12 protein-coding genes are annotated in these 16,837 nt (G+C 72.3%); 10 read left to right on the top strand and 2 right to left on the bottom strand.

Features of this window, described 5'->3' with window-relative positions; genetic code table 11:
* The 10 genes from BCD48_RS27975 to BCD48_RS27930 form a co-directional block, all read left to right on the top strand.
* Positions 1-2,367, top strand: a 2,367-nt coding sequence (locus BCD48_RS27975) for an acyltransferase domain-containing protein (protein ID WP_131804116.1), incomplete at its 5' end; no start/stop codon positions are given.
* A gap of 25 nt (positions 2,368-2,392) precedes the next feature.
* Complete coding sequence (locus BCD48_RS27970; RefSeq protein ID WP_083419297.1) at positions 2,393-3,910, top strand: acyl-CoA carboxylase subunit beta; 1,518 nt, start codon at positions 2,393-2,395, stop codon at positions 3,908-3,910.
* A gap of 35 nt (positions 3,911-3,945) precedes the next feature.
* The gene (locus BCD48_RS27965) at positions 3,946-4,818 is read left to right on the top strand and encodes an LLM class F420-dependent oxidoreductase (RefSeq protein ID WP_071051364.1); all 873 of its coding nucleotides are present in this window, start codon (positions 3,946-3,948) and stop codon (positions 4,816-4,818) included.
* A gap of 116 nt (positions 4,819-4,934) precedes the next feature.
* A complete protein-coding gene (locus BCD48_RS27960) occupies positions 4,935-5,411 on the top strand; it encodes an allene oxide cyclase barrel-like domain-containing protein (protein ID WP_071051363.1) in 477 nt (158 codons plus the stop codon).
* Between the two features lie 269 nt (positions 5,412-5,680).
* A complete protein-coding gene (gene ccrA, locus BCD48_RS27955; RefSeq protein ID WP_071051362.1) occupies positions 5,681-6,916 on the top strand; it encodes a crotonyl-CoA carboxylase/reductase in 1,236 nt (411 codons plus the stop codon).
* Positions 6,917-7,224: 308 nt separating this feature from the next.
* The gene (locus BCD48_RS27950) at positions 7,225-8,475 is read left to right on the top strand and encodes an ABC transporter substrate-binding protein (protein WP_071051361.1); all 1,251 of its coding nucleotides are present in this window, start codon (positions 7,225-7,227) and stop codon (positions 8,473-8,475) included.
* A 92-nt stretch (positions 8,476-8,567) separates the two neighbouring features.
* Positions 8,568-9,200 carry a hypothetical protein gene (locus tag BCD48_RS27945; protein ID WP_071051360.1) on the top strand — a complete coding sequence of 211 codons (633 nt, stop codon included), beginning with the start codon at positions 8,568-8,570 and terminating at the stop codon, positions 9,198-9,200.
* 69 nt (positions 9,201-9,269) lie between these two features.
* The gene (locus tag BCD48_RS27940) at positions 9,270-12,233 is read left to right on the top strand and encodes a branched-chain amino acid ABC transporter permease/ATP-binding protein (RefSeq protein ID WP_071051359.1); all 2,964 of its coding nucleotides are present in this window, start codon (positions 9,270-9,272) and stop codon (positions 12,231-12,233) included.
* Entirely contained in the window at positions 12,230-12,967 is a 738-nt protein-coding gene (locus BCD48_RS27935; protein ID WP_071051358.1) for an ABC transporter ATP-binding protein, read from the top strand. Before BCD48_RS27940 ends, BCD48_RS27935 begins: the two co-directional genes overlap by 4 nt.
* Before the next feature lie 71 nt (positions 12,968-13,038).
* Positions 13,039-13,686, top strand: coding sequence for a TetR/AcrR family transcriptional regulator (locus tag BCD48_RS27930; protein ID WP_071051357.1), 648 nt, complete (start codon positions 13,039-13,041; stop codon positions 13,684-13,686).
* Positions 13,687-14,510: 824 nt separating this feature from the next.
* On the opposite strand, the gene BCD48_RS27920 is transcribed toward BCD48_RS27930, so the two are convergent.
* Positions 14,511-16,223 (bottom strand): FAD-dependent oxidoreductase, encoded by a 1,713-nt coding sequence (locus BCD48_RS27920; protein ID WP_071051355.1) that lies wholly within the window; start codon positions 16,221-16,223, stop codon positions 14,511-14,513.
* A 13-nt stretch (positions 16,224-16,236) separates the two neighbouring features.
* Positions 16,237-16,686 carry a thioredoxin family protein gene (locus BCD48_RS27915; RefSeq protein WP_198543422.1) on the bottom strand — a complete coding sequence of 150 codons (450 nt, stop codon included), beginning with the start codon at positions 16,684-16,686 and terminating at the stop codon, positions 16,237-16,239.
* Positions 16,687-16,837: the final 151 nt, after the last annotated feature.

Below are 16,837 nucleotides of genomic sequence, written 5' to 3'. Positions count from 1 at the left end.
CCGTTGTTGTTGGGTTCGGTGAAGTCGAACATCGGTCATTCTCAGGCGGCGGCCGGGGTGGCCGGGGTCATCAAGATGGTGTTGGCGATGCGGCATGGAATCGTGCCGGCGACCTTGCACGTGGACGCGCCGTCCTCACATGTGGAGTGGGAGTCCGGGGCGGTCGAGCTGGTGACCGAGGCCCGGCCCTGGCCCCGGGGCGAGCGGCCGCGCCGAGCGGGCGTGTCCTCGTTCGGTGTGAGCGGCACGAACGCCCACGTCGTCGTCTCGGAGGCACCGCCGCGCGACCCGTCGCCGGTGGCGCCGACCTCGGCCGTGGGATCTCCGGCCGAGGCGTTCCCAGCGGAACCGTCGCCGGCGGAACCGTCGCCGGCCGAGCCGGTCGCGGCCGGTCGGGCCGCTCCCACCGGGGTGCGCTCGGCGGACGCGGCGGGTACCGCCGGGGTCGCCGCGTCGGTCCCGGTGCCCTTCGTGCTGTCTGGCCGGACCGCGGCCGGGCTCGCCGGGCAGGCCGGGAAGCTGGCGGGATTCCTGCGGGCCGGGGGCGCGGCGATCCCTGACCGGGACGTCGCGCTCGGGCTGCTCGCGCGGTCGTCGTTCGACCGGCGGGGGGTGGCGATCGGGCGATCGCGGGAGGAGCTGCTGGCGGGTCTGGACGCGTTGGCGTCCGGATCGGCGCCGCCCGGCGTGGCACTCGGAGTGGCGGGCCCGTCGGGCGGCGTGGGTTTCGTCTTCTCGGGTCAGGGCGCGCAGCGGGCGGGGATGGGGGTCCGCCTGGCGGAGACCTTCCCGGTGTTCCGGGAGGCGCTCGCGGAGGTGGTGGACGGCTTCTCGGGTTCGGTGGACCCGTCCGTCAACGAAGTGATGGCGGGGACGGCCGGCGACATCGACGCCACGGCGTACACGCAGCCGGCATTGTTCGCGTTCGAGGTGGCGTTGGCCCGGTTGCTGGCGGAGCTCGGGGTGGCGCCGGACGTGGTCATGGGGCATTCGGTGGGCGAGCTGGCGGCGGCGCACGTGGCGGGGGTCTTCGACCTGCCCGACGGATGCCGCCTGGTCGCGACGCGCGGCCGTCTGATGCAGGCGGCGCGGCCGGGCGGGCTGATGCTCGCGGTCGGGGTGTCCGAGGCGGAGATGGCGGCGGTGCTCGTGGGCCGGGCCGGAGTGGCTATCGCGGCGGTGAACGGGCCGACGTCGGTGGTGGTCTCCGGGGACGCGGAGGCGATCGGGCGGATCGAGAGGTTCTGGCGCTCCCGCCGTCGGATGACCCGCCGGCTGCGGGTGAGTCACGCGTTCCACTCGGCGCACATGGACGACGTCCTGGACGAGCTCGCCGAGGTCGTCCGGGGCATCGACCTCCGGCGGCCGTCGGTGCCGTTGGTGTCGAACGTGTCGGGGGCGCTGGCGGGCGCCGAGATCCTGGAGCCCGGCTACTGGGTGCGCCAGGTCCGCGCGGCGGTGCGGTTCGCCGACGGCGTGACCGCCGCCCGGGAGGCCGGCGTGCGGCGTTTCGTGGAGATCGGGCCGGACGCGATCCTCGCTCCGCTGGTCCGGGACACCCTCGACTCGGCGCGCCCGGCCGCCGCGTCCGGGACCGCCGGCCGGGGGTCGGCACCGGCCGGGCGGGGGCCTGGCGGCGGAGCGCTGGTCGTGGCGGCGGCCCGCCGGGACCGGGACGAGGCGACGAGTCTGGTGGATACGGTCGGCGCCCTGTACGCCGACGGCGTGCCCGTGGACTGGAGCCTGCTGCTCGGCCGGCGTCCCCGGCCGGCCGACGCTGTCGCCCTTCCGCGCTATGCCTTCCAGCGACAGCGATACTGGCTCGACAACGACCCGGCGGTGTCGACCACCGGCGCGAGGACCGACGCGGCCGGAGCGCGGCTGCCGGCGGGGGCGCGCCTGACGGACGGGGTCGGCGCCGTCGCCGCGACGGCGGCAGGGACGGGTGCCGCCCCAGCAGGTCCGGCGGACGTCGCCGGCGCCGCCGGCACGGTGCCGGTCGAGGCCCGCGGCGCGCCAACCGAGCCGGCGGGGGCCGGGCAGTCCGAGCCGGCCCGCCGGCTCGCCGGCGCGTCCGACGCCGACCGCGCGGACCTCCTGCTGGAGACCGTCCTGGTCGCCGTCGCCCAGGCGCTCGGGCACGCCGACGTCGCCGAGGTCGATCCGGACGTCGCGTTCCTCGACCTCGGCTTCTCCTCCCTGACCATCCGAGAGCTGGGTACCCGGCTGGCCGAGACCACCGGTCTCACGGTCCCCGCCGAGGTGATCTTCGACAACCCGTCATCCCGATCGCTTGCGGATCACCTCATCGGCGCCGAGTCGAGCACGGCGCGCTGGGACGCGGTCGCTCCGGTCGCAGGGGGATGACCGACGTGAGCTGGAGCCTCCCGCTATGACCGACGCGACCGACGCGACCGACACTCGAAACCCGGACTCCGGCGGGGGTCCGGTGATCGCCCGGCCCCGTACCGGTGAGAGCGACCCGCGCGCCGCGGCCGAGGGTGACCCCCGCGCTCCGCGGCGGCGCCTGGCCGCCCTCCTCGACCGTGGACCGGTCCTCCCGCTGCGCACGCCCGGTGGCCACAGCGACGGTCCGGGCCTGGTGGCGACGGCCGTGCGAGGGCGGATCGACGGCCGTCCGGTGGTCGCCTTCTGCACCGACGGCTCGCGACGCGGCGGCGCGCTCGGCCCGGCCGACTGCGACGCGATCGTGGCCGCGATCGACACCGCCGTCCGCGACGGCTGCCCGGTCGTCGGCCTGTGGCACTCGGGCGGCGCGAAGCTGTCGGACGGTATCGAGGCGCTGGAGGGCTTCGGTCGGGTCTTCTCGGCGATCGTCCGGGCCTCAGGCCGGGTGCCGCAGATCTCGGTGGTGGTCGGCCCGGCCGCCGGCGGGGCGGCCTACGGGCCGGCGCTCACCGACGTGATCATCATGGCGCCGGGCGGGCGGCTCTTCGTCACCGGTCCGGACGTGGTCCGCAAGGTGACCGGGGAGCACATCGACATGACCGGTCTGGGCGGGCCCCTTGCCCATGGCCGCAAGTCGGGGGTCGCGCACATCGTCGCCGCGTCGGAGGCGGACGCGTACGGCCGCGCGCGCCGGGTGGCCGCGCTGCTCAGCCACCCCGGCCTCGCCGACCAGGAGCGGGCGGGCTCCGGTGTGGACCCGGGCAGCCTGCTGCCGGCCGCCGCCCGCCGCGCATACGACATGAGGCCGGTCATCCAGGCCATCGTCGACCACGAGACCGGTGGGCCGGTGTTCGAGGAGTTCCAGCGGGACTGGGCGGCGAACATCATCGTCGGCCTGGCGCGGCTGGGCGGACGGACGGTGGGCGTCGTCGCCAACAACCCGATCCGCAAGGCCGGCTGCCTGGACTCGCTCAGCGCGGAGAAGGGCGCCCGGTTCGTCCGGATGTGCGATGCGCTCGGCCTGCCGCTGGTCGTGCTGGTGGACGTGCCGGGCTACCTGCCGGGGGTGCGCCAGGAGTGGGACGGCGTGATCCGGCGGGGCGCGAAGCTGGTGCACGCGTTCGCGGCGGCGACCGTGCCGCGGGTGACACTGGTGCTCCGGAAGTCCCACGGCGGCGCCTACATCGCGATGAACTCCCGTTCCCTGGGCGCCGACACGGTCCTGGCCTGGCCGCAGGCCGACGTGGCGGTGATGGGCGCGTCGGCGGCCGTCGAGATCCTGCACCGGTCCGCGTTGGCCGCCGCCGGCGAGTCCGAGCGTCCGGCCCTGCTGGCGTCCCTGGTCGAGCACCAGGAGGCCGAGTCCGGAGGGGTTCGGCGCGGAATCGCGTCCGGCGCGGTCGACGCCATCATCGAGCCGGCCGACACCCGAGCGCGGCTGATAGCCGCGGTGGCGGCCACCCCGGCGGCCCGGGGGCAGCACGACAACATCCCGCTGTAACGACGTCCCGGCTCTTCTCCGGACGGAGCGATTTCGTGAGAATTGGCCTGCAGATCCCGGAGTTCACCTGGCCCGGCGGTCCCGAGAAGATAGGGCCGACGCTCGCCGCCGTCGGCCGCACGGCGGACGACGTGGGCTTCTCGCACATCACCGTCATGGACCATTTCTTTCAGATACCGCAGCTCGGTCCGCCCACCGACGAGATGTTGGAGGCGTACACGGCGCTCACCTTCCTGGCCGCGCACACCAGCCGGGCGGCGCTGCTCGCGCTGGTGACCGGGGTCGTCTACCGCCCGCCCGGTCTCCTCGCCAAGATCGTGTCGACGCTCGACGTGCTGTCCGGCGGCCGGACGTGGCTGGGGATCGGGGCCGCCTGGGACGAGGAGGAGTCGCTCGGGCTCGGCCTGCCGTTCCCGCCGTTGGCGGAGCGGTTCGAGATGCTGGAGGAGAGCGTCCAGATCATCCTGCGGATGTGGGAGGGTGACGACTCGCCGTACGACGGCCGGCACTACCGGCTGGAGCGGCCGCTGAACTCGCCGCAGCCCCTCGCGGTGCCGCATCCGCCGATCATGATCGGCGGCTCGGGGGAGAAGAAGACGCTGCGGCTCGTGGCCCGTTACGCCCAGGCGTGCAACTTCTTCCCGACCCCGGCCCTGCCGCGCAAGCTGGCCGTGCTGCGGGAGCACTGCGAGCGGGAGGGGCGCTCGTACGACGAGATCGAGAAGACCTGTTTCCTGCCATTCGACATCGGCCCGGACGGTGAGCGCGCGGCGGATCTTCTGCCGTTTCTCGAACGGCTCGCCGGCCTGGGTGTCCAGACGGTGATCGGAAGCGTTCCGGATATCTGGCGGCTGCGTGGCCTTGAGGCCGTCGGAAAACTGGTAATACCGGCCGTCGAGGATCTGTAACCGTGCTCTGCCTATTCGACGGCCGTTGTTCTTCGTGTATTTGCTTGCCGACAAAGAGAGGGCTGTTCATGTCATCATTCCGTCAACACCTGCGGCGGGCGTGGTTGGTCGTTCCGATGGCGGCCACCGGCCTCGTCCTGCTGGCGCCCGGATCGGCCTCGGCCACGCCGGCGGCCGGCACGTCCGCCGGCTGCGTGTTCCACGACGACATCACCGAGACCCCGGCCGGGGCGACCTTCAACGACACCGGGGCCCCGGGGTTCTCGGCCGGTGACACCGGCACCTTCAAGATCGCACTGACCAACCCCGACGGCTCGCGGTTCGGTGATGGAACGGGTTCCATCACCGTGCTTGCCGGCCCGCCGCCGGCCGAGAACCACGTGATCATCCTGCTGGACGAGACCATCAACATCCCCGAGGGCAGCCTCCACGCGGTCGGGGTCGTCGACCACACCGCGACCGCCACCGGGGCCCGGCAGACTACCTTCGCGGCCGGCCTCACCGGGTCGCTCAAGGGCAAGATCGGCCTCCGCTCCTATGTCCTGCCGGCAGGAGCGACCTTGCCGCTGGGCACCTACATCCTCTGCGGCTGACGAACCCGTCCGGCGGGCGCGCCCGAGGTCGGCGGACGCGGCGGGGTTCCGGGGGCGTCATCGGCCCCGGGACCCCGACCGCCCGCCACGGACCGGGCCGCGATATCCGGAGGTGAGGCGCGTCATGGCGCCGTCGCGAACAATTTGCCGCGGAATGGCGGAGGCAGCGACATCTCGTCTGACAGGTTACCTGCGGAAGTATCCGTGACAACCGGAAAAATTGACGTCACCAGCCTGGAACCGCTTCTCGGCGCGACTCGGAGAATGACATGAAGACGGATCTCTACGAGCTTGGGACGACACCACCGGTTGGGGTCGTCCCCGACCAGATGTACGCGTCCGTGATACGTCCCGATCGCTACGGCGAGCCGCGGAAGGCATTCCGTACCGAGGTGGTCCCCGTTCCGCCGGTCGGGCGCGGCCAGGTGCTGGTTCTCATCATGGCGGCGGGCATCAACTACAACAACGTGTGGGCGTCACTCGGTCAGCCGGTCGACGTCGTCGCGATGCGCCGCCGGCGGCTCGGCGAGACCATCGGCTGTCACATCGGTGGTTCGGAGGCGTCGGGCGTCGTCTGGTCACTCGGCGAGGGTGTCCGCCAGGTCGCCGTCGGCGACCACGTCATCGTGTCGAGCGTGCAGTGGGACGAGTCGTCCTCCGACATCAGGCTCGGTGCCGACACCGTGATGTCGTCGTCGACGATGGCGTGGGGCTACGAGAGCAACTTCGGCTCCTTCGCCCAGTTCGCGGTCGTCGACGAGTACCAGTGCCACCCCAAGCCCGCCGAGCTGGGCTGGGCCGAGGCGGCCGCGTTCATGCTCACCGGCCCGACGGCGTACCGCCAGCTGTGCGGCTGGCATCCCAACGTCGTGCAGCCCGGCGATCCCGTTCTCATCTGGGGAGGAGCGGGCGGGCTCGGCTCGATGGCCATCCAGATCACGCGGCTGCGCGGGGGAGTCCCGGTGGCTGTGGTCTCGGACGACTCCCGCGTCGAGCACTGCCTGCGGCTGGGCGCGGCCGGCACGATCAATCGGCTGGAGTTCGGCCACTGGGGGAGGCTTCCGGGGGTCGAGGACGCCGTGGCCTCGGACGCCTGGATGACGGAGGCGCGGCGGTTCGGCGCACAGATCTGGGACATCCTGGGCGCTCGTCTCGCTCCTCGGATCGTGCTCGAGCACTCGGGCCAGGCCACGCTCCCCACCTCCATGTTCGTCTGCGACACCGGCGGGATGGTGGTGATCTGCGGAGGTACCTCCGGATTCAACGGCGACGTCGACCTGCGGTATCTCTGGATGCGGCAGAAGCGGCTCCAGGGCTCCCACTACGCCAACCTCCGCGAATGTCGGCAGGTGACCACACTCGTCGGCCAGCGGCGCCTGGATCCCTGCCTGACCGTGTGCGGCACGCTGGGCGACGTCGGAACGGCCCACCAGCTCCTCTACGAGAACCGCCAGCCCCCGGGCAACCTCGCCGTCCTGGTCAATGCCGCGCCGGGCAGCATCTGAACGGGGGTCGTTCGGCTACCCGCCGCCGGCGGTTCGACGGATGAGACGCCGGCCCCGCCGACCGCCCCGACCCGGCCGGGCCCGAGACATCCCGAGAAGTGACGCGTCGTTGCGTCGCCGTAAACATCCTGCTGCGAATTGATGGACGTGAAGACATCTCACCAGACAGACTGTAAGGTCTACTGACTGCGAGACAGACGTAAAATTTCCTGGTCAGGCTGCGGGAAAGGCTGACAATGAGGAACAGGTGGGAACCTCCGCGGTGGGTGGGGAGAGGTTTCCCCGCTTCGCGCCGTACGGGATTCGGGGTGCTCTTGCTGTCCGCTGTCCTGGCGGTCACGGCCGCGTGCGGCTCCGGCGGCGACGGCCCGTCGGCTGGCGACCCGGCCGACGCGCATCTTCTCGGCACGCCGAACAAAGCGACCGGCACGCCCGTGCGCATTGGGTTCGCCAATGCCGACGGTGGCGCCGGAGCAAACTTCCCGACCATAGGCCAGTCCGCGCAGGCGGCAGCGGCGTATGCCAACGACTATCTGGGCGGCATCGGCGGTCATCCGCTCCAGCTGGTGACCTGCGACGATCGCAGCGACGGCGTGTCGGCGGCGCAGTGCGCGACGAAGTTCGTGAACTCCGGCGTGGTCGGCGTGCTGCACGGCTCGGTGACCGACACCCAGCCCTACGTCTCCGCGCTGGGGGCGGCGCACATTCCCTGGATGGCGATGAGCGGCCTCACCCCGGCCGAGTTCACCGGTGAGCGGGTCTTCCTGTGGACCGCCGGTATCCTCGGCCAGCTCGGCGGGATCGCGAAGTACGCCGTCGACCACAAGTTCACGAACGTCGGGGTCATCGGCGTCAACGTGCCCGGGGTCACCGCCGTGATGAACAGCTTCGGCACGCCGATCTTCAACGCGGCCGGCATCAAGCTGAAGCTCACGCTGATTCCGCCCGGCACGCCCGACCCAACGCCGCAGGTCACCGCCGCGCTCAGCGCGAGCCCGCAGGCCGTCATCGTCTATGCCGACGCGCCGACCTGCCGTGGCGTCATTCCGGCGCTGGCTGACGGCAGCGCGCCCGACGGCAAAAAGCCGGTCGTCTTCATCACGAACGTCTGCGTCGGCCAGTCGGTGCTCCAGACCGTGCCGGCGGCGGACTTCGAGGGTGTGCAGCTCCCCGCCTACGTCGGCCCGACCGGGAGCGACGGCGAGACCAGGCTGTACGACGCCGTCCTCCACAAGTACGCCCCCAAACTCAACGTCCTCGACGGCGACACGTCCCACGGCTATGTCGTCACCCTGGCGATGATCCGAGCACTGAACGGCGCGGGAGTCACCGGCGACCTCACCTCCGACACGCTGAGCGCGGCGCTGCGCAAGGCACGGGACGTGCGTCTGCCCCTGGGGAATGGGGCGACCTTCACCTGTGACGGGAAGGCCATCCCGACGTTCCGGGCGATGTGCTCCGGCCAGCTGGTCTCGGCCACCCTGGTCGACGCCAGGCCGTCGAGCTTCGACGTCATCGACGCGACCGACCTCATCGCCAGGTCGTTCCGCGCCTCCTGACCGGGCCCGGGCGGGCTGGCACCTCGAACGACGCCCTTCGGGCAACGCCCTTCTGACGAGCTCTCCTTATCGCGCGGCCGCTGGGAGTATGAATGCGCTTCACGCAGCTCATAGAAATACACACGGAGCACATCGAGGAACTGACCAGGCTGGACGCCGACTATCTGGAGAGCCTCGGGCCGGAGGAACGCACCACCCTGTTCCGCCGCGGGCACACCGCCGTGGACCGCGATGACCCCACGCACTTCTTCACGATCCTCGAATTCGACTCCTACGAGTCGATGGTGGTCACGATGGCCACCGAGACCAGTCACCAGCTGTCGGCCGCCATAGCACCGCTCATCATCGGCGAGCCGAAGTTCTGCAACGGGGACGTCCTGCACCGCGAGTCGATCGGCGACCAAACGGTGGAGCGCACGTTCACGCAGATCATCGAGATCCGGACCAGGGACATCGAGGAGCTGCGGCGCCTGGACACCGACTACCTCGAGAAGCTCGACCCAAGCGAGCGGGACGTCCTCTTCCGCACCGGTCACACGATCGTCGACCGCGATGATCCCGAGCATTTCTTCACGATCCTCGAGTTCGATTCGTACGAGTCGATGGTGGCGACGATGGCGACGTCGACCAGCGAGGAGCTCTCCGCCGCGATCGCCCCGCTGATCATCGGCGTGCCGAGGTTCTGGAGCTGCGACGTGATCCACCGGGAAGTACGGGAAGGCTAGGGCGCAGGCCGTGGCGACCGAACCGTCCCGCCCGCGCTGCCCCCGGGCACCGGCAGCCGACCGGGGGCGATGGTGAATCATCTCGGGTTCCTGTTGTTGGGCGTGGGGAACGGGGCGGTCTTCGCCGCCGTCGCGTTGGCCCTGGTCGTCACCTACCGCAGCTCCGGCGTGGTGAACTTCGCCGTCGCCGCCATCGGGCTCTACGCCGCCTACACCTATGCGTTCCTCCGCCAGGGCAGTCTTCTGGTGCCGATACCGGGGGTCGATGCCACGGTCGGCTTCGGCCGCGGCCTGCCGGTGGCCGCGAGCATGGCGGTGGCGCTGCTCGTCGCGGCCGTGCTCGGCGGCCTGCTGCACCTGGCGGTCTTCCGGCCGCTGCGCGCCGCCCCCGCGACGACGACGATGGTCGCTTCGATCGGCGCGATGGTGCTCATCCAGGCGGTGCTGGCCGCCCGCGTCGGCAACGAGCCCGTCCGGGTCGATCCGATCCTGCCGCGCGGGCGCTTCGTGGTTGGCGGGGTCTCGATCCCGCAGGACCGGATCGCGTTCGCCGTCGCCGTGTGTCTGATCGCGGGCACGGTCGTCGCCGGCTTCCGGTACACGATCTTCGGCCTGGCCGCCAGGGCCAGCGCCGAGTCCGAGAAGGGCGCACTGGTCACGGGCCTGTCGCCGGACCGGATCGCGCTGGCAAGCGCAATGATCAGCGCGGTCGTCGCCGGTCTGGGCGGCATCCTGATCGCGCCGATCGTGCCGCTGTCCGCCGTGTCCTACACGCTGTTCATCGTCCCGGCGCTCGCCGCCGCGATGGTCGGCGGATTCTCGCTGATCCCGCCGGCCATCCTCGCCGGGCTCGGCATCGGCATGGTGCAGTCCGAGCTCACGTTCCTGCAGGCTCAGCACTCCTGGGCGCTGCAGCGCGGGCCGGCCGAGCTGGTGCCTCTCGTCGTCATCCTCGGCTACCTGCTGGTCCGGGGCCGGCCGCTACCGACGCGGGGCGCCCTGGCACAGCGAACTCTGGGCCGCGCGCCGCGCCCGCGCAGCCCGCTGCCGGCGGCCGCCGTCGGCGTCGTCGCCGCGCTGGTCCTGCTCGTCTTCACGAACGGCGGGACGCGGGCCTCGGTGATCACCAGCCTGATCTACGCCCTGATCGCCCTGTCGCTGGTGGTGGTCATGGGCTACGCCGGCCAGGTCTCGCTGGCCCAGCTCACGCTGGCCGGCGGCGGTGCCTACGGGGTGAGCCTGGCCACCACCAGCTGGCACGTGCCGTTCCCGGTCGCGCCGCTGCTCGCCGCCGCCATGGCGGCCGTCGTCGGCGTCGTCGTCGGCCTGCCGGCGCTGCGCGTGCGCGGCCTGCCCGTCGCGGCGGTCACCCTGGCGCTCGCCGTCGTGCTGGAGGCGGTCTGGTTCCAGAACCCGACACTGGCGCGCGATCCGCAGGGCCAGCCCCCGGTCGCCGAGCCGACCCTTCTCGGCCTCGACCTCGGCGCCGGCACCGGCCGCGCCTATCCGACGGTGGCCTTCGGGATCGTTTGCGTCGTCGCGCTGCTCGTCGTGGCCCTGGGCGTCGCACGGCTGCGGACCAGCCGCCTCGGCGCGGCCATGCTCGCCGTTCGGGCCAACGAGCGCTCGGCCGCGGCCTCCGGCATCGACGTGGCCCGTACGAAGATGGTGGCGTTCGGGATCGGCGCCTTCATCGCCGGCCTCGGTGGCGCGCTGCTGGCCTACCAGTACTCGATGGCGAGCCCCGCCTCGTTCGACCCTCTCACCGGGCTGGCGCTGTTCGCCACCGTCTACCTGGCGGGAGTCTCGTCGATCACCGGCGGCCTGCTCGCCGGGGTCATGGCCGCCGGCGGCGTGCTCTACGTCGCCCTCGACCAGGTGATCTCGCTCGGCGAGTGGTACTACACGCTCAGTGCGATCGGTGTGCTGGTGACGGTGGTACGCAATCCCGAGGGCCTCGCGGGCGGCCTGCACGACGGTTGGCACCGGGCGCTGGCCGCCCTGCCCGTCGTCCGGCGCCGGGCCGGCGACGCCGATGCGCCCCGGCGGGCCGCGACCGCGGGCCTCGACGGTCCCGCCCGGCCGCCGGCGGCGGCGCCACCCCCCGCGCCGGCTCCGGCCGAGCGGACGATGGTCATGGCCATCGACGGGATCACCGTTCGTTACGGCGGGGTCGCCGCCGTGCGTGGCGTCTCGCTGGCGGTCCGGACGGGCGAGATCGTCGGCCTCATCGGCTCCAACGGGGCGGGCAAGACCTCGCTGATCGACGCGGTCACCGGGTTCTCCCGCTCGGTCGGCTCGGTTCGGCTGGGCGGTCGGCCCCTCGACCGTCAACCGCCCTTCCGCCGGGCCCGCCTCGGCCTCGGGCGGACCTTCCAGCACCAGGAGCTCTACCCGGACCTGACCGTGGAGGAGAACGTCCTGGTCGGGACCGAGGCCGACCGGCGCGGCCACGACCCGGCGCGCGTCACCGCCGCCGACGGCACGTCCGCTGTGGGCCGCGTGCTCGCCCTGCTGGACCTCGGGGATGTCCGGCACCGGCCCGTCGCGGAGCTGTCTCAGGGCCGGCGCCAGCTCGTCGCCGTGGCCCGGGCGCTGGCCGGCGCTCCGGATCTGCTGTTGCTGGACGAGCCGGCGGCCGGGCTCGACAGCGGGGAGAGCGACTGGCTCGCCGACCGGCTGCGGGTGGTCCGCGCGGCAGGGGTCGCGATGCTCCTGGTCGACCACGACATGAGCTTCGTGATGAGCCTCTGCGACCGTGTCTGCGTCCTGGACCTCGGCGAGCTGATCGCCGTGGGCACGCCGGCCGAGATCCAGCGCGACCCGCGGGTCGCGGCCGCCTATCTCGGCGCGCCGGACCACGGCGGCGGCGACCTGCCGCCGGCCGTCGGCCATCCCTCGGCCAGCGGCGGCTCACCGGCCGGCGACGAGCCGCGGGACGCGGGCCGGCCGACGGCCGACGACGAGCCGGCACCGGTCGGGTTCACGGCCGGCGGGTCCGTGCCCGGCGCCCGGGAGGCGGAGACGCCGTGAGCAGCGCGCTGTCCTGCCGGGACCTGTCCGCCGGCCACGCCGGCCGGCCCGTCGTTCACCGGGTGTCGCTGGAGGTCGGCACGGGCGAGATCCTCGCCGTCCTCGGGCCGAACGGCGCGGGGAAGACTACGACCCTGGCCACGCTGGCCGGGCTGCTGCCCGGCCTCGGCGGCACCGTCCGGCTGGGCGACCCCGGCGAGGACGTCAGCCGGCTCGGCCCGGCGGCCCGGTCCCGGCGCGGACTCGTGCTCGTGCCGGACGACCGGGCACTGTTCGGCGGCCTGACCGCCCGGCAGCACCTTCGCCTCGCGGCGCGGCGGGGTGGCCTCGGCCTGGAGGAGGTCCTCGGCTACTTCCCGGAGCTGAGCCCCCGCCTCGACGTCGCCGCGGGCATGCTCTCGGGTGGGGAGCAGCAGATGCTCGCGATCGGCCGAGCGCTGGCGCAGCGCCCGAAGGTCCTGCTGATCGACGAGCTGAGCCTGGGGCTCGCCCCGCTGGTGACCGAGCGGCTGCTGACGACGATCCGCCGCATCGTCATCGGCACCGCCGCGAGCGTCATCCTGGTCGAGCAGCACGTCGCGCTGGCACTCGGCGCGGCCGACCGTGCGGTCGTCATGGTGCACGGGGAGATCGTCATGGCCGGGGCGGCGGCCGCTTTGCTCGACGACCCTGCCCGTCTGGCGCGGGCCTATCTAAGCGGCACGCGCTCCGCACCGGCGAGCGCGGTCGGGTAGGGTTCTGCCGGCGTGGGACGACCGGAGCAGGTCCTTCCCCGACGGCGGCTTTGGACGACAGTCGAGGTGCGATGCCAGGCACGGACCGGGAGGCTCCGGGGGCCGGGAGCCTGCGGGCGCGCCAGAAGCAGCTCACTCGCCAGCTTCTTCTCGACGCCGCGGTCCAGGTGATCGTCGACCTCGGCTACGCGTCGGCGACCGTCGAGGACATCGCCCAGGCCGCGGGCGCCAGTCGACAGACGTTCTACCAGTACTTCCCGTCGAAGGCCGACGTGGTGCTGGAGCTGGTCGAGCGCAAGCAGGCCGAGGTCGACGAGCTGTTCGGCGCCTTGTTCGCGCTCGAGGAGCCGACCGCCTCTGAGCTGCGCGCGTGGATTCGGCGGGCGATCGAGATCTGGTACCCGGCGAGCCCCGAGCGGGTCGTCGTACAGCAGGTCATGGCCCTGGAGCCGGCGGTGGACAGCCGCGGCGGCGACTACATGGTGGCGAGCCTGGACGCGCTGGCCGGCTATCTGCGTCGCCAGAACCCGATGCTGGGTCAGCTTTCGGCGCGGGTCCGGGCGTGCCGCCTGATCGCCGAGTTCGAGATGCTCTCCTACCTACGTCTGTATGGCATTCCCGGCGGCATCGACCTGGTCGTCGACGGGTTCGTCCGCGGCTGGCGGGCGGCGCTGACCGAACCGGAGGAAACGACCGGCGGCGCCCCGCCCGAGGCCTGAACGTCGACACGTCGTCATGACGCGGCCGGCCTCCGGCGGATCCCTTCCGCCGACTCCAGGCGGGTCGGGACCGACACCGCCGCTCGGGACGCGCCGCGCGCCGCTGGACACGGCCTGGGCGCCGCCGTCGCCACCCCTTCACGCGGAGCGGGCGCCTGTCGAGGCGCACGGGCCGACGCCGACCGACACGGTCATGACGCGGCTCGCCGCGCAGGGACCGGCGCTGGACCACCCCTCGTCGCCGGCTTCTGTGCCCACGGCCCGGCCACGACGCAGCCGCCGCCGAGGGCTTACCGCCGCCCCTCGCCGCCGCTGTCACCGTCGTGCTCGCCACCGTGGTGACGACGGTCGTCCTGACCAGCGGCGGCGGCACGGGGGGTGAAACGCCAGCCGCCCACGCGCTGACGGCTTCACCGGGCGCGGGTGACGCGACCCCCACGGCCAGGCAGCCGGCTGGCCACTCGGCGACGGCCTCGGCGGGACCTGGCGGTGCGATCACCACAGCCATGCCGCTTGGCAAGCCGCTGACCGGCCCCATCGACCTGGTGAACGCGGTCGTGTTCTCGTCCGACAGCCGCACCCTCGCGGTCGGCAGTGGCGAGGGCGCCGTGCGGTTATGGGACGTGTCGAACCCAGCGAGTGGCCCTGGGCTGATCCCGTCGTCGGCCTGGCCATCACCGTCGCGATCCTGCGGGTCCTACGCTCCGCCGCCCGGGTCCTCGGCGCCAGACTCATGGACGCCGTCGATCCCGACCTCGTCGCCGAAGCCACCAACCACCCTCCCGCACACTGTCGACGACACCCGCAACGTTCCGTACAGGGCGTCAGGAGGCCCGACTTCCGGTGTGTTCGAGGTGTTCGTGCAGCATGCGGATGGCGGTGGCACCGTCGCCGACGGCTGAGGCGACCCGTCGGACGGCGCCGTGTCGAACGTCTCCGACGGCGAAGACGCCGGGCCGGCTGGTTTCCAATATGCGCGGCGGGCGGTCGAGGTGCTGCCAGACCTCCCCACGTGCGGCCGGCTCCGCGTCCACCCCGGTCAGAATGAAGCCGCTGTCGTCCAGCGCGACCGTGTCGGCGAGCCAGCGGGTGCACGGCTGTGCGCCGATGAAGACGAAGAGGACCTCGGCGGGTATCGAGCGCCGTCCGCCGGAGTGGTCGTCCTCGATGACGAGTGCCTCCAACGAGCCGTGTCCCACGGCCCGCCTTACCCGGCTGTGGGGGTGGACGACGACCCGGGGATGGCGCCTGATCCGGTCCACCAGGTAGCGCGACATGTTTTCGCCGAGGTCGTCTTCGCGGGCCACCAGGTGAACCACCGGTGCGATCTCCGCCAGGAAGACTGTGGCCTGCCCGGCGGAGTTGCCGCCGCCGACGACCGCGACCGGGCGCTGGGCGCAGAGCTTGGCCTCGATCAGGGTCGCCGCGTAGTGCACGCACGTGCCCTCGAACTCCCCGATGCCGGGCGCGTCCAACCTGCGGTACCGGGCACCGGTGGCGATCACCACGGTCCGGCTGACGACCTCCATCCGCCGGCCGCCGCAGTCCACCGGGACGACGTACAGCTCACCGTCCGGTACCAGCGCAACCGCCTCGGCCGGCACGCTGATCTCCGCCCCGAACCTTCGTGCCTGGATGGCCGCCCGCTCGGCCAGTTCCGCTCCGGAGATCCCGGCCGGGAAGCCCAGGTAGTTCTCGATCCGGGAGGACGTTCCCGCCTGACCGCCGGTGGCGATCGCGTCCAGCGCCGTCGTGGCCAGACCTTCCGACGCCCCGTACACGGCTGCTGCGAGCCCGGCCGGTCCCGCCCCGATCACGAGCAGATCCCGCACTGACGTCTCCGGACGCAGCACCGTCACGCCGATCGCCCGGGCCAGTTCGGCGTTGCTGGGGTTACGCAGCACCAGCCCCTGCGGTCCCTTCCGCCAGATCACCACCGGGGTGTCCGCTGGCCCGAGGCCAAGGCTTCGCAGGACCTTGTCCGCGTCGCTGTCCTGCTCCAGGTCCACGAACCGGTGCGGCAGCCGGTTGCGGCCGGCGAACTCTCGCAGCCGCCGGGTGTCCGCGCAGTAGTGGGAGCCGATGATCCGGAAACCGGCTTCCATGCCGATGAGCAACTCGCGGCGCAGGAAGTAGGCACGTACGATCAGATCGCCGAGCGCGGTGTCCCGTTGCACCACTTCTGTCAGTGCCTCCAGCGGCACCGCGAGGACTTCTGCATCCTCGCCGGGCATCGCGGTGGAGAACGCGACCTGTCCCGCCAGGAGACCGAGTTCGCCGAGGAAGCGGCCTGGGCCGTGCACGCGGATTACCCGCGCGTCGTCGCCGCCGTAGCCCGTGATCACCAGCACCTTGCCCCGCAGGACGACCAGGAACTGGTCGGTCCGCTCGCCCTCCCGGATCAGTACTTGTCCGCGGCGCACGTGGCGACGTTCACCCCGGGTGGCCAGGATCTTGACCTGGTCGGCCGACAGCCGTGGATACGCGCCGTGCAGATCCGGAGTTTCGGTCAGCTGGGTCGGGTCCGGTATTAGCACGGCGGTACTCCGATCAAGCAGCGCTTCCCGATGGTCGAGGAGGCCCGGTCGAGGTCGCGGCGGCGATCACCGTTTCCACCCGGTCCCGCGATGCCGGTGCCGGTGCCGCACCTGCCCTTCGGCCGACGACGGCGGCCCGGTTCAACACCAGCAGGGTTGGGATCGCCTGCGCCGAGAATCGCTGCGTGATGCGGGGGTTCTCGTCCACATTCACCTTGACGAGTTTCGGCCGGCCGGCGAGGTTCCGAGTGACCTGTTCCAGCGCCGGGCCGACGATCCTGCACGGCCCGTACCACGGCGCCCGCAGGTCGACCAGGATGGGAATGGTCGCCTGCTCCGCGAGCTCAGGAAATTTCCGCTCGCCGGCCTCCACGACCCAGGGTAGCGGGCGTGGCAGTGACCGCGCCGCGGGATTCCCTCGCTGGCCGCAGGCACCCGGTTGGCCCGGCCGCAACGCTCGCACCGCACCACCGCCAGCTCGCCGCCGGCGGTCCTCGTCGTGGCCGTCGTCAACCGTCCGCGTCCCGGTCCGCTGTTTCGGGTCCGGATCCCGGTCCAGACCACGGCTGGTGCCCCCTTCCCGCTTGGCAGTCGGCCCATGCGCTACGGATATG

The organism is Pseudofrankia coriaricola, from assembly GCF_001854805.1.
In the GTDB taxonomy this organism is placed as follows: domain Bacteria; phylum Actinomycetota; class Actinomycetes; order Frankiales; family Frankiaceae; genus Pseudofrankia.
The sequence above is the reverse complement of the archived record's forward strand: the minus strand, read 5'-3'. Positions and strand labels throughout refer to the sequence as shown.